Here is an 18103-nt window from a genome sequence, read left to right on the forward strand (position 1 = left end):
CGCAGCGCCCTTCGGGGCACGCTCTGGCCAAGCGGCGCAGGTCAGGCTATGAGCCGGGCAACAGATAGATGGAAAGCAGCCGATGCAATTTGACAAACCTGGACCGGTCGAGACAGGGCTGAGCGACGCGATTTCTCCGATTGAAGACATCATCGAAGACGCGCGCCAAGGCCGCATGTTCATTCTGGTGGACCATGAGGACCGCGAGAATGAAGGTGATTTGGTGATCCCGGCGCAGTTTGCCGATGCCGCGGCGATCAATTTTATGGCGACCCACGGACGCGGGCTGATTTGCTTGCCGATGACCTCGGCGCGGGTCGATCATCTGGGCTTGCCGATGATGGCGGTGAACAACTCCTCGCGGCATGAAACGGCCTTTACCGTCAGCATCGAAGCGCGCGAAGGCGTGAGCACGGGTATTTCTGCGGCAGACCGTGCGTTGACCGTGGCGGTGGCGATCTCTGAGCAAGCAGGCTCGGCAGATATTGCCACCCCCGGCCATGTCTTCCCGCTGCGCGCCCGCGATGGTGGCGTGCTGGTGCGGGCAGGGCATACCGAAGCAGCCGTGGATATTTCGCGGCTTGCTGGCCTGCATCCTTCGGGCGTGATCTGCGAGATCATGAAAGACGATGGCGAAATGGCCCGTCTGCCTGATTTGGTGGAATTTGCGGCTGAGCATGGCCTCAAAATCGGCACGATCAGCGACCTGATCACCTACCGCCACAAACATGACAACCTGCTGGTGGAGCGTGACAGCCGCACCGTGACCTCGGCCTATGGCGGCGACTGGCAAATGCGTGTTTTCTCTGACGAAATCACGGGCACTGATCACGTGGTGCTGACCAAGGGCGATATCTCGACCCCCGAGCCGGTGCTGATCCGGACCCATGCGATCAACGCGCTGGAAGATATCCTCGGTCTTGGCCCCAGCCCGGCGGATGAATTGCCCCGCGCGATGCAGATCATCGCCGATGAAGGGCGCGGCGCTGTCGTGCTGTTCCGGGATCCCTATCCGCGCCTGCGGCTGGATGCCGAAGATGACGAGCGTCCGCGCACCATCAAACGCACCGGGCTGGGCGCGCAGATCCTGTCGTCGATGGGCCTGCATGAGCTTGTCCTGCTGACCGACAATCCCGACACGCGCTATCTGGGCCTTGATGCCTATGCGCTGGAAATCGTGGGCACCCGACCCATCACCACGGAGTAAGACCATGGCTTCCGCTGAAGAACACACTATCCTGCCGCGCCCCGCGTTCGACGAACCGGTTAAGCTGCTGATCGTCGTTTCGCCCTATTATTCGGACATCGCGAATGGCATGTTGACCGGCGCCAAGGCCGAGCTTGAGGCCGCAGGTGCCACCTATGAGGTCGTTGAGATGCCCGGCGCGCTGGAGATCCCCACCGCCATCGGCATCTCCGACCGGGGCAGCAATTTCGACGGCTATGTCGCTTTGGGGTGCGTGATCCGGGGCGAGACCACACACTACGAGACCGTCTGCAACGACAGCAGCCGCGCCTTGCAACTGCTTGGCCTGCAAGGGCTTTGCATCGGCAATGGCATCCTGACGGTCGAGAACAAGAAACAAGCCGAAGTCCGCGCCGACCCTGCGGGGCAAAACAAAGGTGGCGGTGCGGCGGCTGCGGCCTTGCATCTTATCGCGCTCGCTCGTAAATGGGGCCGCCAGAGCAAGGGCATCGGGTTCAAGCCATTCGGGCAGGACACCTTGATGGCCGGCGACACGGACGGATCAAACATCGCATGACCAGCAACGCGCTTTCGGGCAATCAGAAACGTAAGATGAAGTCGGCCTCGCGGCTCTATGCCGTGCAGGCGCTGTTCCAGATGGAACATTCCGCGCAGACGGTCGATGTCGTGCGTCACGAGTTCATCGACCACCGTTTTGGTGCTGTCTATGAGGGCGACGAAATGCAGGAGGGGGATGTGGATCACTTCTCTCGCGTGCTGGAAGATGCGGTGAACTATCAGGCTCCGATCGACCAGATGGCCAACCGTGCCATCGTCGCCAAATGGGCCATCGCCCGGATCGACCCGACCCTGCGCGCGCTGTTCCGCGCCGCGGGTGCCGAGCTCCGCCATGACGATACGCCGCCGCGCGTGGTGATCAAGGAATACGTCGACGTGGCCCATTCGTTCTTCCCCGAAGGGCGCGAGCCGAGCTTTGTGAACGCGGTGCTCGACCATATGGCCCGAGAGGCCCGTCCCGAAGCGTTTTAAGCGCAAGGGAAAGTGGCCCCGAGGGGCCATCAACCACATCATTATCTTGGGAAAAGTGACGGGAACCGCGCCTGCCGCTGCTGTTTTATATTCCCGAGGACCTGTATGTACAGGTGGGCGCCAGGTAACCGAACCAGGGCTCGGACAGAGCCAGCTCCCTCGGATTTGCTTAAGGCCACTGGAATGTAACGTTCACGAACAGGGCAGAACCCGTCGACCCCCGATGTAGGGTCCATGGGGGGCTGCGGCAAGGGGGCGAAGGTGGATTTGCGAAACTTCTGCGCTCCGCTCAGTCCTCAGAAGGGATAAAGCCATAGCGGCGCAACTCTTCCGGCAGCAGTACGTAGATTTCATCGGGCGGGGTGACCAGCGCATGTTGCATCACCAGCGGGTCTACCCCCATGTCATCCAGATAGCGCATCACCTCGCCTTGGCCGCGCTGGATATCCTCCACGGCGACAAAGGCAGGCAGAATCGTGCTTTCGCCGAAGTAATGCTGGTGCACCCCGACCGAGGCGCTGTCGGGGACCCTGCGTGCCTCGCCTGCGGCCAGCAGGTAGGGGCAGGCGGAATAGCAGATGTCGCCCTCACGCAGCGCGGTGTCGAACCCTTCGCGGCGCAGGTAGCGGCCCAGTTCCAGCGCATCGCGGACCGACCCGCCGGGGGAGTTGAGATAGATTTCCTCGGGCGCGGGGGAAATCTCGGCCAGTTGCTTGGCGATCCGCTCTGCATCGCCTGCCTCGATGGCGCCTTCCAGCAATGCCGCGCGACCGCCAGAGACGGGCGTGAGGATCAGCCGGTCGGGCAGGGCGGTATCGGGCATCGGCTGGCCGGGATTTGGCGCGCGTTCAGGGCGAAAGCGGCGGGTCTGGTCGCCGGGGCGGATGGGCTCTGTCAGTTCCGGTGCACGCGTGCCAAAGCCGGGCAGGCGCAGCCCCTCGCCCAAATCGCCCCAGAACAGCAGCACCGCAAGGCCCAGTTGAAAGATCAGCACGCCGATTAGCACCCGCCCCACGATGGGCGGGCGGCGGGTGCCTTCCAGTTTCTCCGAAGTCTCCTCGCTCATGTGCTTTTGATCGGCGTGACATGGCCGGGGGCGTCTTCGCGCGCGCCCTCATCGGGTGCAGGAGCGGCTTCGGCGGCGGGGCGTTTGTGGGCGGGGCTTTCTTGCATCGCCACATCGACATCGCGCACGGCGGCCAGTGCTGCGCGCAGCTCGGCAAGGGTCAACGTGTCTTCGACCGCGGCCCCCTCGCGGCCAGAGCGGATAGCACCTTGGGTAATGGCGAGGATCATCACCAGCACGGCGGGCAATAGGTCAATCGCAATCGCTCCGGCCCAAGAAGGCACGAAGTTGCGCGCATAGAGGATCACCGCATCGGCGCTGGAAATCGGCGTATAGGTCGTGTCGGCGGCGGGTGGCATGGCCTGCACATCCTGCGCCGCGCGTTCCAATGTCGCCGCGCGCTGCGCCAGCACTTCGAGCACCGAGGTGATCGTTGCGCCCTGCGCGCCGCGCTGTTCTTCGTTGCTGCCGTCCAGTTCCGGCAGCACGACGGAGGCGGCCAGATCCTGCGCCGCGCGTTCAACCAGTGGTGCGACCGAGAGTTGCCGCAGACGGGTGATCAGACCGGCAAGGCGCACGGCCTGTTCGGAAAATTCGACCGAGCGTGCTTGAACCGGGCCGGGCTCAACGGTCAGCGCGCGCATCCGGCTGAGGATCTGGTTGCCCTCGGCGAAGGCGTCATTCACCAGCGGGGTCTGCGTGGCGATCTGCGCCTCTAGCCCTGCCAATTCCGCCGATTTCTGACGCAGGACGCGGAATACCGCGCCGCGCCCGGCAAGGCCCGAAAGGCTGCCTGCGGCCTCTTGTTCGCTCAGGTCCTCAAAACTCTGTCTGACCCGCGCCACGTCACGCTCAAGCCCTTGGGCAGAAAGGGCGATTTCATGGGTGCGCTCTAGCGCGCCTTGGTAGTCTTGCACCGTCTCGGCGAGATGCTGTTCGACCGCCGCCGACCCAGCCAGCGCCGCGGCGTTCAGCCAACTCGACATCGCGATGATCGCCACGGAGCCGAGGCCCATGGCCCCCAAAAGCCCCATCCGCGCCCGTGTCGTGCGCACGGCGGGGAAGAGCCGCAGCAGATAGGACCAAAAGACGAAGATACCGACCGAAACCGCCACGGAATAGGCGATCGCGGCAAAGGCCGACATGGCGCCGTTGTCATCGAGCAGCGAGGACACGCCAAGGTAGGTGTAGATACCCGAGGCCACGGCCAAAACGCCAAGCGCCGTGCCAGAGAATGTGTCGAGCCATGTCAAATGGCCCTCCAACTCACGGGCATAGCGCACCCCGCGCGCCTGTGTCTCACTCATCGGTTCGCGTTGTGCCATGGGCCCCCCTCGCTTTGCTTGTTTGAAGATAGGGGGTTGTGGGGAAAATACCAAACTTTCCGGTTCGGGCTCTTGCGAATGTTCACTAAATGTTCATATTTGTCCCTATGATGGAAAACGAGATACGACAGTTCCAACCCGGTCAGCTTCTGGCGCGGGGGGTGATGCGGCATTTGGCCGATCTGGGTTTCGCCTCTGTTGAGGAACTGGTGCCAAGGCGCGGCCTGCGGGTGGACGTGATGGCACTTGGCCCCAAGGGGGAGATTTGGATCGTCGAATGTAAATCCTGCCGCGCCGATTTTATGGGTGATGCAAAATGGGAGGGCTATTTGGAATGGGGGGACCGGTTCTTTTGGGCCGTCGACAGTGATTTTCCGGTCGAGCTGCTGCCAGAGAAAAGCGGCCTTATCATCGGTGACGCCTATGGGGCCGAGATTGTTCGGATGAGCGATGAGACCAAGCTTGCGCCCGCCCGGCGCAAGGTGATGGTGCAAAAGTTCGCGACCCATGCCGCCCGGCGCCTGCACCGGCTGCGCGATCCAGATATGGCGCCGAACTGGTCTTGATTGTGGGGCCGGGCGCTGTTCGTGCTTCGAAAGTAGTGCCTTGGCAGAGCGCTGGAATGACGCAATGCTCTGCGGCTACCGCTCCCTCAAAGGGGCTTAACGCCCTTTTTTGTCCGCGCGGTTCGCAGCGGCCATGATTTCTTCGGCGATTTCGCGGGCTTCTTCGGGCGTGAAATCCATCGGGATTTCAACGCCGTCCCCTTCGACAAATAGGCGGACCATGCCTTTGTCGGTCGGGCCGATTTGCAGGTTTGCTTCGATGTCGCGTTCGGTGTCGATGCCCATGGGAGCCTCCGGTTTGGTGGGGCTTATCGCTAGCGCGGCGTGCCGGAAAAGGCAAGAGATCTTGCGGTGTTGCGGGGCTTTGGGGGGCGGGATTCCGCGAGGTGCCGATGCGTGTAGGAAACGCTGACCCACTATGCCGCGCGTGGTGGGCTACACTGTCGTCTTCTGGCCCACCTCTGAACTGAAACGACTGAACAAGGCGCGGTGCAAGGGCAGGGGCGCAAGAACCCGCGGACAGCCACCGAAGTTTCCCCCGGAAAAGGCGACGATCGGGATGGCGCAAAAATTCTGCCGAAAACCGATCATTCTTCTGTCCCTGAGGTCTTGCATTCCTCCGCCACGGGCGCTAAATCCGCCCCAGTGCCGCCTTAGCTCAGTTGGTTAGAGCGCTTGATTGTGGATCAAGAGGTCCCTGGTTCGAGACCAGGAGGTGGTACCACCCCCCCCCTTCTTAGTACTTCGGTCACCCCGTCCGGTGAAGCTGATCCTTGGTTGTGAAGGCTGGCAGCGCAGTGCCGCGCTGGCGTTTCCACCTTAACCCATAGTTAATTTTAGCTTTTTCTGGAACGTTCTCCCTGATCTTTCGTTGTGACTACAGCAATGAACGAAAGAGGAGATAGACATGAAAACGCTCACAGCCAGCACCCTTGCCCTGACACTCGCAGGGACCGCCGCTTTCGCCGAGACCCATATGGTCGACCATTCCAACCTCGACAGCACGGCGATGAACGAGATGCGCGGCGATCTGATCCGCTCGCGCGATATCACCGGTGGCGAGATCTATACCATCAACGAAGCCAGCGACGAATGGAGCCCCAACACGGCATATTCCGAAATTGGCGCCGACTGGAACGAGATCGGTGAGATCGAAGACATCGTGCTGTCCAAAAACGGCCAGATGGTCGGTATCGTAGCCGAAGTCGGTGGTTTCCTCGATATCGGTGACAAACATGTCATGATTTCGACGCCCGACGTGAACCTCGTGGCGGTGGACGATCAAACCTATGCCTATGTTACCCGCCTGAGCGAAGAAGAACTGGAGGCGCTGCCCAGCGTTGACGAAGGTTTCTGGGACTGATTTGACCGGTTAACTTTTTAAGGTAAGAGTACTGACCCCGGCGTGGCACTGTCCACGCCGGGGTTTTTTGTGAATGGGATTAGCCTAGCTTCATCACGATGCAGGTGGTTGAGCCAGTGGCATAGAGTTTGCCATCCTCGACCCCGCGTATTTCTCCATGCGCCACACCGGTGGAGCGGCCTACGTGATCGGTCACGCCGATGCAGTCGATCTCCATCCCCAAGGGCAGGCCGCGCAGGATATTAATCTTGTATTCCAAAGTGGTATAGACCGAGCCGCGTGGGACTTTTGTCATCACCGCGCAGGCCATCGCCGAATCGAGCAGCGTGCCGTACCAGCCACCATGCACAGTGCCCATCGGATTGGTCATGGCGAAGCTCGGCGCGCCGCGAAAAACGATGCGGCCTTCTTCGACCGAATGCAGCGCATAGCCCATGGTCTGGCCGATGGGCGGGCCGGGGTTGGTGCCGTCGAGGATGGCCTGCATGAACTCCAGCCCCGACAGTTTCAGGGCCTCGGATTGGGACAAAAGGTCAGCAGGGCTTTGGGCGATGCGGGGCATGGTCTTCTCCGGCAGATGAATTTTGCCGGAGGATACGCCCGAGGGGGGCAGGGGCAAGCCCCTGCGCCCGAGGTGCTAAGTTTACGCGACGTCCGACAGACCAACCTGCGGTGTCACACCGATGGCGCGGCAAACATCGCGGGTCAGTTCGGCGCGGTTGAGCGTGTAGAAATGCAGTGCGTCCACGCCTTCATCGATCAACTCGCTGCACAGTTCGGTGCACATGGCTTGGGCCAGCAGGTCATGACGGTCATCGCGGATCGCCGCTTCATAGGCTTGGTCGACCCATTCCGGGATGGGCGTGCCACATTTGACGGCGAATTTGCGGGCCGAGGTCCAGTTGACCACTGGCAGGATGCCCGGCGTGATCGGCTTGTCGATGCCCGCTTTGACGCAGGCGTCGCGGAAGCGCAGGAAGGTTTCGGCCTCAAAGAAGAACTGGGTCAGCGCCTCGTCCGCGCCCGCGTCGAACTTGCGTTTCAGCCAATCGATATTGGCCTGCTGGTCCGCCGCTTCGGGGTGCGGGTCGGGGTAGGCGCCCACGCGGATGGTGAATTTGCCGGTTTTTGCCAGCGCCTCAATCAACTCGCAGCTATCGGCAAAACCTTCTGGATGCGGCTCGAACTTGTCGCTGCCCGCCTGCGGATCGCCGCGCAGGGCGACGATGTCTTTGATGCCCGCTTCGGCGAATTTATCGGCGACGTCCATGGTTTCCGCGCGGCTGGCCCCCACGCAGGTCAAATGCCCGGCGACCGGCAGGCCGGAGGTACGGTGCAGCACATGTGCCGAATCATGGGTCAGATCCCGGGTCGTGCCACCCGCGCCATAGGTAACCGAGAAGAAACGCGGCGCCAGTGGGGCCAGCGCCTGAGCTGCATCCCACAGTTTGAACGCCGCGCCGACGGTGCGGGGCGGGAAGACTTCGAAGGAAACGGCAGGCGTGGTCATGGAGAGATCCTTTTGGCGGTTTCACGTCTTGTCTCACATCTAGCCTTGTGAGACAAACTCATAACATTCATCTTGAACATGAGTAATGCCTCACATGCATATTGAGTTCCGTCACCTGCGCACAATCAAGGCCATTCACGAAGCGGGCGGGCTGGCCCGCGCGGCGGATCAGATGAATATCACGCAATCGGCGTTAAGTCATCAGGTGAAGGGCTTGGAGGATCAGGCCGGGGTTGAGTTGTTTGTCCGGCGCTCAAAACCGTTGAAGCTGTCGCCCGCCGGGCAGAGGCTTTTGAAGCTGGCGCAGCAGGTCTTGCCGCAGGTCGAAGCCTTGCAAGATGAATTCTCGGGGCTGCGGGCAGGCAGCACGGGGCGGATGCATATTGCCATTGAATGCCACGCCTGTTTCGAGTGGCTTTTCCCGGTGTTGGAGCAGTTCCGGCGGCATTGGCAGGATGTGGATGTCGATATCCGCCCCGGTCTGGCCTTTGACGCGCTGCCCGCTCTGCTGCGCGAAGAGGTTGATCTGGTGGTGTCGTCCGATCCCGAAGAACTGCCGGGGGTCGAGTTTGTCGAACTCTTTGATTACAATCCGGTTTTCGTGGCGTCGCAAAGCCACCCTCTGGCTGAGAAACCCTTTGTCGAGGCGGCTGATTTTCGGGGTGAGACGCTCATTACCTATCCGGTGGAACGGACGCGACTGGATGTGTTCAGCCAGTTGTTGATCCCCGCCAAGGTCGAGCCTGCGGCGATCCGGCAGGTCGAGCTAACGGCAGTGATCTTGCTGCTGGTGGCGTCCAATCGCGGGGTGTCGGTCCTGCCCGATTGGGTGGTGCGCGAGGTGAAATATTCATCGGATTATGTCACGCGGCCTTTGACGGCACAGGGCATAACGCGGCGGCTTTATGCGGCGGTGCGCAAGGATGATCTGGGCAAACCGTTTATGGATGAGTTGTTGAAACTGGCCGGGCAAGAGGCGCGGAAGTTGCAGCGGGCCTAGGCGGCGTTCTGAGGGGCAGCGCCTCCCCGGAGGGGGGCGGGAAGGCGATGGCCCGGCGCCTGCGGCTTGATTCCGGGCCAAAGGTAGGCGCAAGGCTTACTTCACCTTAACGATAGCCTTGCCAGTATTGCCGCCATTCAGCATGTCGATGAACGCCTGCGGCGCATTCTCCAGCCCCTCGGTGATGTCCTCTTTCACCTTTACACGTCCATCCGCGACCATCGGGGCCACCTCGCGGTGGAACTCCGGCATGCGGTTCCAGTGGTTCGAGATGATGAAGCCGCGCACAGTGAGGAAATTCACCAAAATTGTCCGCCACAGCCGCGGCGCGGTGAGGCCAGCCCCTTCGGCGTCGGCACCAAGCCCGCCTGCGTTATACCACGCGATCATGCCGCAAAGCGGGATACGGCCATGCGGGTTCATCAGCGGCAGTACTGCATCAAGCACTTTGCCACCGACGTTTTCGTAATAGATATCAATGCCATCCGGCGCGGCTTCTTTCAGCGCGGCGCGCAGGGATTTGGCGTCGGCATAGGCGCGGTGGTCAAGGCAGACGTCAAAGCCGAAGTCGCGCGTGGCGATTTCGCATTTCTCGGCCCCGCCCGCGATGCCGACGGTGCGCAGCCCTTTGGCCTTGGCCAATTGTCCCACGATCGACCCGACAGGCCCGGTGGCCGCCGCGACGACAAGCGTCTCACCCTCTTTCGGCTGGCCGATTTCGTTCAAACCATACCACCCCGTCAGCCCGGGCATCCCCAGCACACCAAGCGAGGCGGTGATCGGTACGGCTTCGGCGTCGACTTTTTGACACTGTTTGGCCGGGGCAACGCCGTGGGTCGCCCAGCCAAAGGCACCAAAGGCAAAATCGCCGACGTTAAAGCTCGGATCATTGGAGGCGACCACCTTGCCGACGCTGCCGCCCTCCATGAGCCCGCCAATAGGCACCGGCTGCGCATAGGATTTCGCATCATCCATGCGGCCCCGCATATAGGGATCAAGCGACATGTAGTGCACTTCGACCAAGATTTCCCCGTCGCCCGGCTGGGGCATATCCGCGCTTTCTAGGCGGAAGTTCTCAGGAGTGGGCGCGCCGTCAGGGCGGCTGGCGAGGACGATTTTTTGCATCTGGTCGGACATGGGATTTCCTTCGGGCTGATTGCTTTGGGTCCAAGGTGTCACCTTGTGCTTTTAAAACAACCCGCACGCTGCGTAAGAATGCCCCAGCGGCCTAGGTTTCTGCCCCCTTGGCAATTGCGCTCTTGCGCCCTATACGTCCCGCCTTATCCATCAAAGGGCGCGAACAATGATCGGCAGTGCGAATCTTAACATCATGATCAAAGCAGCACGCAAAGCGGGGCGTGCACTGGTCAAGGATTTCCGCGAGGTCGAGAACCTTCAGGTCTCGGTCAAAGGCGCGGGCGATTTCGTGACCAAAGCCGACATTGGCGCCGAGAAGATCATCAAAGACGACCTGATGGGCGCGCGCCCGACCTACGGCTGGCTGGCCGAAGAGGGGGGCGAGGAAGAGGGTCAAGACCCCACGCGCCGTTGGATCGTCGACCCGCTGGATGGCACGACCAACTTCTTGCACGGCCTGCCGCATTGGGCCGTCTCCATCGCGTTGGAGCATAAGGGCGAAATCGTTGCCGGCGTGGTTTTCGACCCCGCTAAGGATGAAATGTTCTTTGCCGAAAAAGGCACCGGCGCTTGGATGAACGAAGGCCGTCTGCGGGTCTCGGGCCGTCACCGCATGATTGAATCGATCTTTGCCACGGGACTGCCTTTCGGCGGTCGCGCCGATCTGCCCGAAACGCTGAAAGATCTGGGCCGTCTTCTGCCCGTTTGCGCCGGTGTGCGCCGCTGGGGTGCGGCTTCGCTTGATCTGGCTTACGTCGCTTCGGGCCGCTACGATGGGTTCTGGGAACGTCGTTTGAAGCCGTGGGACGTGGCCGCAGGCATGTTGATCGTCAAAGAGGCCGGTGGCCTTGTTGAGGCGATCCGTCCCGAGCGCAATATCCTGCAGCACGGCGAGATTATCTGCTCCAACGAGCCGATCTATTCGACCTTCGCCAAAACGATCCGCGGCTGATTATTCGATCGCTACCGTCTGGCGCAATTCGCCGGTCAATTGGTCAAAGATCAGGATCTCGTCCGCCTCTGTCACCACCGCATACCAGCCGCGCCCTTGCGTAAATGCTTGGGCGCTGCTGCCATCGGGCAGGGTGATGCTGCGCGGCATGGTCGGGCCTTGATCGCTCAGGCGGGTGACAAGCACGAAGATCAGCACTAGAACCCCGCCAATCATCACGACGGTCAAGACCGTCACCATCCGCCGCAGAAACCGCAGGTTCGCCGGTTCATCAGGGTTGTCCGTGTCCATGTCTCACCGCCGCATTGATTTCATTCTGGGCGATAGCCCGCCCGCCCGTCTTGATAAGGCGCTGGCCCGCGATGTGCCAGAGGAAGCGAACCTGTCACGCACGCGATTGGGCCGGTTGATCGCCGACGGGGCCGTGACGCTGGACGGTGTCAAAGTCCAAGACCCCCGCGCCAAAGTGGCCGAAGGGCAGGCGGTGCAGATTACGGTCGAGGAAGCGGCAGAGAGCCACATCCTGCCCGAAGATATCCCCTTGTCGGTGGTGTTCGAAGATGACGACCTGATCGTGATCGACAAACCAGCGGGCATGGTGGTGCATCCCGCCCCGGGGTCGCCTTCCGGCACGCTGGTTAACGCCTTATTAGCACACTGCGGCGATGATCTCTCGGGCGTGGGCGGGATGAAGCGGCCCGGCATCGTGCACCGGATTGATAAGGACACCACGGGGTTGCTGGTTGTGGCCAAATCCGACGCGGCGCATCACGGGCTGGCGGCGCAGTTCGAAAAACATACCGTAGAGCGGTATTATCAAACCCTCGTCTACGGGGTGCCCGATGCCAACGACCCGCGTCTCCGTGGCGTCAAAGGCGCGTCCTTTGAGGCGGGGAATATCCTGCGCATGACCACGCAATTGGCGCGGCACAAGACCGACCGCCAGCGGCAGGCGGTGCTGTTCCAAGGCGGCCGCCACGCCGTAACCCGCGCCCGCACGGTCGAGCGCTTCGGCACGCCACCCGTTCTGGCACTGCTGGAATGCTGGCTGGACACGGGGCGCACGCACCAGATCCGCGTGCATATGTCTCACGCAGGCCACGGTTTGGTGGGGGATGCGACCTATGGCGGGCGGCGCAAGCTGGCCAAAGCGGCCTTGCCCGAGGCCACCGCCGACGCCATCCGCGCCTTCCCCCGCCAAGCGCTGCATGCCGCTGTTTTGGGGTTTGAGCATCCAGTGACGGGCGAAAGCCTGCGTTTTGAAGCGCCATTGCCGTCCGATATGGCAGCGCTGTTGCAATTGCTTCGTGAGGGGCCAGCAACCCCGTCGGCGTGACCCCGCCACCTCAGGGAACCGCCCTGGGATTGGTTACGTTTTGTTCACAGAAGCTGTGCAATCATGAACAAAAGCGTGAAGGCTTCTGTCTTGAAAGCACGAAGGGGGCCGCCCATATTGCATGTTAAGCGAAATAACATAGGCCCCGATCAAACTGGGGAAAGGGACAAGACATGGCAAATTATGCAAATCTGCCCGCACCGACACCAGAAGGCGGGCTGAACCGCTATATGCAAGAGATCCGCAAGTTCCCGCTGTTGGAGCCTGAGGAAGAATACATGCTGGCCAAACGTTGGGTCGAGGAACAAGATACCGAAGCCGCGCACCGGATGGTCACGTCGCACCTGCGTCTCGCCGCGAAAATCGCCATGGGCTACCGGGGCTATGGCTTGCCGCAGTCCGAGGTAATCTCGGAGGCGAATGTCGGCCTGATGCAAGCGGTCAAACGTTTCGATCCGGAGAAGGGCTTCCGCCTTGCCACCTACGCGATGTGGTGGATCCGTGCTTCAATTCAGGAGTACATCCTGCGGTCGTGGTCGCTGGTGAAACTTGGCACGACTTCGGGTCAGAAGAAGCTGTTTTTCAACCTGCGTAAGGCGAAGAACAAAATTGGTGCCTTGGAAGAAGGCGATCTGCGCCCCGAGAATGTGACAGAGATCGCGACCCAACTGGGCGTGACCGAAGCTGAAGTCGTTTCGATGAACCGGCGGATGTCGGGCGGGGATGCCTCGCTCAACGCCACCGTCGGGTCCGAAGGCGAAGGCACGATGCAGTGGCAAGATTGGTTGGAGGACGAAGACGCCGACCAAGCGGGCGACTATGCCGAACGCGATGAGCTGGAAACCCGGCGTGAGATGTTGGCCGAAGCCTTGGATGTGTTGAACGACCGGGAAAAGGACATTCTGACTCAACGCCGCCTGTCGGACGAAACGGTCACTTTGGAAGACCTGTCGTCGCAATATGATGTCAGCCGCGAACGTATTCGCCAAATCGAAGTGCGTGCTTTTGAAAAGTTGCAGAAGCGGATGCGCGACTTGGCGAAAGAAAAAGGCATGATGGCGGTCAGCTAATTCTCGGCCAACTTAACACAGATGGCCCCGCTCGCAGGAGCGGGGCTTTTTTACGTCTGGCTCGGTTCGGCAAGCCTGCCTTCGATTTCGGCAATCTGTTCAAAGCAGGCGGCGAGGGTGCCGCTCTTCGTCGCGCGGGCCGCGGTTTGCAACACTTCACGCAGATGCGCAATCTGGGCCTGTTGCTGGGTTTCAAAATCCCGCAGGGACCACCTGATCAGACGCCAATAGGCGGCGCGAAAGGCATCGCTAAGGATTGGGTTCTCAATCATCTCGGACAGAGCGTTCAAAAACTGAGCGCGGACTTCAAAAAACGCCTCGGCTTGGTCAAGGTCGCTAATGTCCATCATCCCCAAAAGCCCGGCCAGCGACATGAATTGCGCAGGGGGCGCGAGGCTGGAGGGCGCGCATTTGGCTGCGGCCTCGATAATCGCCACTGCCGCGCAGATATCGTCTGCGCGCATCGATTCCTCCAAGGGCGTCACGACAGAACCCACACCGGATTTCACCGCGATCATTCGCTCATAGGCCAAGCGTTGCAGCGCCTGTCGGATGGGCGTGCGGGAGACCCCGAAACGCTGTGCCAAGGCCACCTCATGAAGCATACCATCCGCGATGTCGCGATCCAGGCAAATATCCGCCCGAAGCCTATCTGCAATTGCAGCACTGGATTTAATTTGGTTGAGCATCGCTGGCGTCCTTCGGTCTGTTCACATCTTGCCTGATTAACATGTATACAGGTGCTGCCGCGCTTACTCAAATTTTATGGATGCTGTTATGTCTGTCGATCTGCCTTATTTCGATCCCGAAGCGACCTCGATACGCGCTGTCATTCCCACCCCGCGTGGGGGGCATCTGGCGATGACCGGCTTTCCAGGGCTGCTGACCCATGTCGATGGCTCGGCCTATCTGGACCCGCATGAAATGGCCGAAACCTTGAAAGGGTTGCGCGCGACCGGCGCGCGTCAATTGCTCATCCTGACAGAGGAAACAGAGCTTCCCGCGGGGGCATTCCCTTTGATTTCCCAAGTTTCTCAACCCCTTGGCCTAAAACTTTCCTTCGCGGCGATCCAAGATTTCAACGTGCCCGGCGACGCCTTCCTAGCGCAATGGCCAGAGCGACGGGCCGATTTTGAGCAGGCATTGGATGCGGGGGAGACGGTGGCTCTGTCGTGCCAATACGGGGCGGGTCGCAGCGGACTTATTGCGGCTTGGTTGCTGATGGGGGCCGGGCTTCCGGCAGGCGATGCCATTGCCCTGGTGCGGGATCACTTCGCTGAGGCTATTGAAAACAGCCTTCAGGAGACCTGGCTCCTAGAGGTCGAAAAGGCGGGTTAACCGCCCCATTAGCATAGATCGTGTGAAAAAAGATTGCCCAATTATACGATCGCCGCATTTTCGGCAAGTTGTTGCCCCATTCTTGCCACAATTGGATCGGACAACATGTATACAGGTTGGGCAAACGGCGGAACCTCCTGAGGGAACGCAACAGCCCACAGAAAGGGAAGACTAACGAACAGACGAGTAGAAAGAGGATTAGACATGCAAAGCCGCTCCATCGCGCCAGAAACATCCGGCCCCATCGCGTCCCTCAATGCAGGTGACATTATCCGCCGTAGGCGCAGCTATGAACCCGTTACCGTCTGTCATCCTTCTGATGAATTTCCCGCTGTCCTAAACATTTGCAGCGCGCGTTTCCATAGTGTCCACCACGACCGCGATTTCGGCAGGGTGGAGGCGGTGGTCGAGGTGACCTATACGCACCATCCGCGCGCCATGCCGCAGACCGTGTACCTGCGCACTAACGTGCCGCTGCGCCCCGCCGGGCAGCGCCAAGAGCTTCGCCAACGGCTTATCCAAAGTGCCGTTACCCTGTCCGTCCTGATCAATCGTCAAAATGGAGGAGATACGACCCTGCGTGCTGCCTGACTCACAGCCCAATGCCTAGCAACTGCACCCCCTGTTGGGGGTGTTTTTCTATGTCAGGCAGGCGGTGCGGTCGCGTTTCGCGCAATTATCCCCCGGCGCAAGGGCTCGGCCTGTGAACCTTGTATATTCGCGCAGGCCCCCCATTTGTTACACTCTGATGAGGGCAGCGAGGGCTCGGCATAGATGTCGGGCGCAGATCCGTGACATGCGGCCCACGGGCCCCATATCAATGATGAGCATAGCAACAGGAGGGCGTGCCATGGCAGGCGGATGGGCGCGTGATGGCGCGGTAAGCGAACAGATCGAAGCATCCATATCGGACGAATTGGCACGGCTGAAAGCCCGCCGCGCGCCGGTGGGTGAGAGCCTGACCCATTGCGCGGAATGCGAAGAGCCTATCCCCGAAGCACGACGCATCGCTCTGCCGGGGGTGAAACTTTGCATTGATTGCGTGCGCGACCGGGACGGGCAGGCGCAGATGCGCGGCGGGATTAACCGGCGCGGGTCGAAAGACAGCCAGTTGAAGTGAAGTCAGGGGCGCATTGCTCGGCGCCGACGCCGAAGAGAGCGCCAGCGCCGATACAACTGCAGATCCATCGCCGCCACCATGAAACCAAGCGGCAGCATCCAAAAGCCGAGGATCGGCAAGAACCCAAGGATGCCGCCGCAGATCAGCAGCAGGCCGAGCGCAAACCTGAGCCCGGGCGGAACCCGCCTTTGGACCCAAGCAAAGAACGGCGCGAACCTGTCCTTCATGCGCTCGGCGAGGGACATCAGTCCTCCATCGCTTCCAATTCGTCGATCATGTCAGAGATCATCGACAGCCCCTTGTCCCAAAAGGCGGGGTCAGAGGCATCAAGCCCGAAGGGGGCCAGAAGCTCCTTGTGGTGTTTCGAGCCGCCTGCTTTCAGCATGTCGAAATACTTCTCTTCAAAGCCTTCCTCGCCCTCGGCGTAGACCGCGTAGAGCGCGTTCACCAGCCCGTCGCCAAAGGCATAGGCATAGACGTAGAAGGGCGAATGCACAAAATGCGGGATATAGGCCCAGAAGGTCTCGTAGCCGTCCATATACTCGAATGCTGGTCCAAGGCTCTCGGCCTGAACGCTCATCCATAGCGCGTTGATGTCGTCGGGCGTTAGCTCCCCGCCGCGGCGCGCCTCGTGCAATTTGCACTCGAAATCATAAAAGGCGATCTGGCGCACGACCGTGTTGATCATGTCCTCGACCTTGCCTGCCAGCAGCACCTTACGTTCTGACTGCGTCTTGGCCTTGTCGAGCATTTTGCGGAAGGTGAGCATTTCGCCAAAGACCGAGGCCGTTTCGGCCAATGTCAGCGGGGTCGAGGACAGCATCTCGCCCTGATCGGCGGCCAGCACTTGGTGCACGCCATGGCCCAACTCATGCGCCAGCGTCATCACGTCGCGCGGTTTGCCGAGGTAGTTCAGCATCACATAGGGATGCACGTCGGTCACGGTGGGATGCGCGAAGGCGCCCGGTGCCTTGCCGGGCTTCACGCCCGCGTCGATCCAACCCTTGGTGAAGAACGGCTTGGCCAATTCGCCCATGCGCGGATCAAAGGCGGTATAGGCTTCCATCACGGTCGCTTCGGCCTGCGCCCAGTCCACCACCTTGGGGTCTTCCATCGGCAGCGGCGCGTTGCGGTCCCAGACCTGCATCACATCAAGGCCGAGCCACTTGCGCTTCAGCTCATAGTAGCGGTGGCTCAGCTTCGGATAGGCTTCGACCACGGCGTTGCGCAGCGCTTCGACCACCTCGGGCTCGACATGGTTGCTGAGGTGCCGCCCGGTCTGCGGTGTCTCCATACCGCGCCAGCGGTCGATGACCTCCTTCTCTTTCACCTGCGTGTTATGGACGCGGGCGAAGGTGCGGATGTTGCGGCCCAGCACGTCGGCCAGCTCTCGCGCGCCCGCCTCGCGCTTGCTGCGGTCGGGGTCGGTCAAGAGGTTCAGCGTGCCTTCGATGTTGAGTGTTTCGCCGTCGACTTCGAATTCCAGTCCGGCGATTGTCTCATCGAACATCCGCTCCCAAGCGTCGCCGACCACGCCGAGGTCGTGCAGGAACTTCTCCATCTCATCCGACAGTTGGTAGGGCTTCATGGCGCGGATGCGGTCGAAGACGGGTTTGTAGCGTGCCAGATCCGGGTTCTCGTCCAAAAGCTTGGCAAGGTGATCGTCGGGCAGCTTGTTCAGTTCCAGCGTGAAAAAGACCAGCGGCGTGGTGTAATCGGTGATTTTCTCTTGGCAGTCAGACATGAACTTGGCGCGGCCTGAGTCCGTTGTCTGCTGGTAATAGCGCAGGCCCGCGTAGGACATGATGCGCCCCGCGACCTGATTGATCTTTTCGTTGCGCAACACACAGTCGAGCAGTCCTTTGGCATCGAGCGCGGCCAGATTACCTTGGTAATCAGTGGCAAAACGCGCGCAGGCTTCCTCTAGCCAGTCGAGGTCGCGCTTCAATTCGGGCGCGTCTTCGGCGGTGTAAAGGTCGCTCAGATCCCATTCCGGCAGATCGCCGAGGTTTTTGCCCCCGGCGCTGGCGTTGGCATCGTGAAGCGGGAAGGGAAGCTGAAACATCGGTGTACCTCATTTGCGT

22 protein-coding genes, 1 tRNA gene and 1 other RNA gene are annotated in these 18103 nt (G+C 60.9%); 13 read left to right on the forward strand and 11 right to left on the reverse strand.

The genetic code is table 11. The features are described from left to right. The first annotated feature begins 82 nt into the window (after positions 1 to 82). From ribB to nusB, 3 genes are read left to right on the forward strand one after another with little or no spacing between them, the layout of a single operon-like run. Complete coding sequence (gene ribB / locus J3456_RS08520) at positions 83 to 1207, forward strand: 3,4-dihydroxy-2-butanone-4-phosphate synthase (RefSeq protein WP_349579770.1); 1125 nt, start codon at positions 83 to 85, stop codon at positions 1205 to 1207. 4 nt (positions 1208 to 1211) lie between these two features. Continuing rightward, positions 1212 to 1763, forward strand: a complete 552-nt coding sequence (locus J3456_RS08525; RefSeq protein ID WP_349579772.1) for a 6,7-dimethyl-8-ribityllumazine synthase — start codon at positions 1212 to 1214, stop codon at positions 1761 to 1763. Then, complete coding sequence (gene nusB / locus J3456_RS08530) at positions 1760 to 2236, forward strand: transcription antitermination factor NusB (protein ID WP_120350678.1); 477 nt, start codon at positions 1760 to 1762, stop codon at positions 2234 to 2236. Before J3456_RS08525 ends, nusB begins: the two co-directional genes overlap by 4 nt. Positions 2237 to 2294: 58 nt before the next feature. On the opposite strand, the gene ssrS is transcribed toward nusB, so the two are convergent. The 3 genes from ssrS to J3456_RS08545 all read right to left on the reverse strand — a co-directional run bounded on the left by ssrS (position 2295) and on the right by J3456_RS08545 (position 4627). Continuing rightward, positions 2295 to 2449, reverse strand: a non-coding RNA gene (gene ssrS, locus J3456_RS08535) — 6S RNA. A gap of 76 nt (positions 2450 to 2525) precedes the next feature. Next, complete coding sequence (locus J3456_RS08540; protein WP_349579773.1) at positions 2526 to 3302, reverse strand: COG3904 family protein; 777 nt, start codon at positions 3300 to 3302, stop codon at positions 2526 to 2528. Beyond that, positions 3299 to 4627, reverse strand: coding sequence for a hypothetical protein (locus J3456_RS08545; protein ID WP_349579774.1), 1329 nt, complete (start codon positions 4625 to 4627; stop codon positions 3299 to 3301). Before J3456_RS08545 ends, J3456_RS08540 begins: the two co-directional genes overlap by 4 nt. 89 nt (positions 4628 to 4716) lie before the next feature. Here J3456_RS08545 and J3456_RS08550 point away from each other — a divergent pair, with 89 nt between their 5' ends. Then, positions 4717 to 5193 carry an MmcB family DNA repair protein gene (locus J3456_RS08550; protein WP_349579775.1) on the forward strand — a complete coding sequence of 159 codons (477 nt, stop codon included), beginning with the start codon at positions 4717 to 4719 and terminating at the stop codon, positions 5191 to 5193. Between the two features lie 96 nt (positions 5194 to 5289). On the opposite strand, the gene J3456_RS08555 is transcribed toward J3456_RS08550, so the two are convergent. Continuing rightward, on the reverse strand, positions 5290 to 5478 hold the full coding sequence (locus J3456_RS08555) for a DUF6324 family protein (RefSeq protein WP_259948969.1): 189 nt from the start codon (positions 5476 to 5478) through the stop codon (positions 5290 to 5292). A 362-nt stretch (positions 5479 to 5840) separates the two neighbouring features. On the opposite strand from J3456_RS08555, the gene J3456_RS08560 reads away from it, so the two are divergent. Next, positions 5841 to 5917: transfer RNA gene (locus J3456_RS08560), tRNA-His, on the forward strand. A gap of 183 nt (positions 5918 to 6100) precedes the next feature. Continuing rightward, on the forward strand, positions 6101 to 6556 hold the full coding sequence (locus J3456_RS08565; protein WP_349579776.1) for a PRC-barrel domain-containing protein: 456 nt from the start codon (positions 6101 to 6103) through the stop codon (positions 6554 to 6556). Between the two features lie 79 nt (positions 6557 to 6635). Here J3456_RS08565 and J3456_RS08570 read toward each other — a convergent pair whose 3' ends face one another. Then, the gene (locus J3456_RS08570) at positions 6636 to 7118 is read right to left on the reverse strand and encodes a PaaI family thioesterase (RefSeq protein WP_067624465.1); all 483 of its coding nucleotides are present in this window, start codon (positions 7116 to 7118) and stop codon (positions 6636 to 6638) included. Between the two features lie 81 nt (positions 7119 to 7199). Next, positions 7200 to 8066, reverse strand: coding sequence for a methylenetetrahydrofolate reductase [NAD(P)H] (gene metF / locus J3456_RS08575; RefSeq protein ID WP_349579777.1), 867 nt, complete (start codon positions 8064 to 8066; stop codon positions 7200 to 7202). Positions 8067 to 8160: 94 nt separating this feature from the next. Here metF and J3456_RS08580 point away from each other — a divergent pair, with 94 nt between their 5' ends. After that, positions 8161 to 9066, forward strand: coding sequence for a LysR family transcriptional regulator (locus tag J3456_RS08580; protein WP_259948981.1), 906 nt, complete (start codon positions 8161 to 8163; stop codon positions 9064 to 9066). Between the two features lie 96 nt (positions 9067 to 9162). On the opposite strand, the gene curA is transcribed toward J3456_RS08580, so the two are convergent. Then, a complete protein-coding gene (gene curA / locus J3456_RS08585; RefSeq protein WP_349579778.1) occupies positions 9163 to 10203 on the reverse strand; it encodes an NADPH-dependent curcumin/dihydrocurcumin reductase in 1041 nt (346 codons plus the stop codon). 166 nt (positions 10204 to 10369) lie between these two features. Here curA and J3456_RS08590 point away from each other — a divergent pair, with 166 nt between their 5' ends. Beyond that, positions 10370 to 11155, forward strand: a complete 786-nt coding sequence (locus tag J3456_RS08590; protein ID WP_120350687.1) for an inositol monophosphatase family protein — start codon at positions 10370 to 10372, stop codon at positions 11153 to 11155. On the opposite strand, the gene J3456_RS08595 is transcribed toward J3456_RS08590, so the two are convergent. Beyond that, positions 11156 to 11446 carry a DUF6476 family protein gene (locus J3456_RS08595; protein WP_349579779.1) on the reverse strand — a complete coding sequence of 97 codons (291 nt, stop codon included), beginning with the start codon at positions 11444 to 11446 and terminating at the stop codon, positions 11156 to 11158. On the opposite strand from J3456_RS08595, the gene J3456_RS08600 reads away from it, so the two are divergent. Beyond that, on the forward strand, positions 11445 to 12491 hold the full coding sequence (locus J3456_RS08600; protein WP_349580027.1) for an RluA family pseudouridine synthase: 1047 nt from the start codon (positions 11445 to 11447) through the stop codon (positions 12489 to 12491). The genes J3456_RS08595 and J3456_RS08600 overlap by 2 nt on opposite strands. Before the next feature lie 173 nt (positions 12492 to 12664). Then, on the forward strand, positions 12665 to 13561 hold the full coding sequence (gene rpoH, locus J3456_RS08605; RefSeq protein ID WP_349579781.1) for an RNA polymerase sigma factor RpoH: 897 nt from the start codon (positions 12665 to 12667) through the stop codon (positions 13559 to 13561). Positions 13562 to 13611: 50 nt separating this feature from the next. On the opposite strand, the gene J3456_RS08610 is transcribed toward rpoH, so the two are convergent. Beyond that, positions 13612 to 14250: a GntR family transcriptional regulator gene (locus J3456_RS08610; protein WP_349579783.1), complete on the reverse strand. Its 639-nt coding sequence runs from the start codon at positions 14248 to 14250 to the stop codon at positions 13612 to 13614. Positions 14251 to 14338: 88 nt separating this feature from the next. Between J3456_RS08610 and J3456_RS08615 the strand changes: the two genes are divergently transcribed. The 3 genes from J3456_RS08615 (at position 14339) to J3456_RS08625 (ending at position 16019) form a co-directional block, all read left to right on the forward strand. Further along, positions 14339 to 14899, forward strand: coding sequence for a protein-tyrosine phosphatase family protein (locus tag J3456_RS08615; protein ID WP_349579785.1), 561 nt, complete (start codon positions 14339 to 14341; stop codon positions 14897 to 14899). A 204-nt stretch (positions 14900 to 15103) separates the two neighbouring features. Continuing rightward, a complete protein-coding gene (locus J3456_RS08620) occupies positions 15104 to 15490 on the forward strand; it encodes a hypothetical protein (protein ID WP_349579786.1) in 387 nt (128 codons plus the stop codon). 259 nt (positions 15491 to 15749) lie between these two features. Next, positions 15750 to 16019: a DksA/TraR family C4-type zinc finger protein gene (locus tag J3456_RS08625; RefSeq protein ID WP_120350693.1), complete on the forward strand. Its 270-nt coding sequence runs from the start codon at positions 15750 to 15752 to the stop codon at positions 16017 to 16019. Between the two features lie 2 nt (positions 16020 to 16021). On the opposite strand, the gene J3456_RS08630 is transcribed toward J3456_RS08625, so the two are convergent. Then, positions 16022 to 16264, reverse strand: coding sequence for a hypothetical protein (locus tag J3456_RS08630; protein WP_349579787.1), 243 nt, complete (start codon positions 16262 to 16264; stop codon positions 16022 to 16024). Next, positions 16264 to 18084, reverse strand: coding sequence for a M3 family oligoendopeptidase (locus tag J3456_RS08635; protein WP_349579789.1), 1821 nt, complete (start codon positions 18082 to 18084; stop codon positions 16264 to 16266). The genes J3456_RS08630 and J3456_RS08635 overlap by 1 nt, the downstream gene beginning before the upstream one ends. Positions 18085 to 18103 lie beyond the last annotated feature (19 nt).

It is taken from the genome of Sulfitobacter sp. NFXS29, assembly GCF_040148765.1.
Classification (GTDB): domain Bacteria; phylum Pseudomonadota; class Alphaproteobacteria; order Rhodobacterales; family Rhodobacteraceae; genus Sulfitobacter.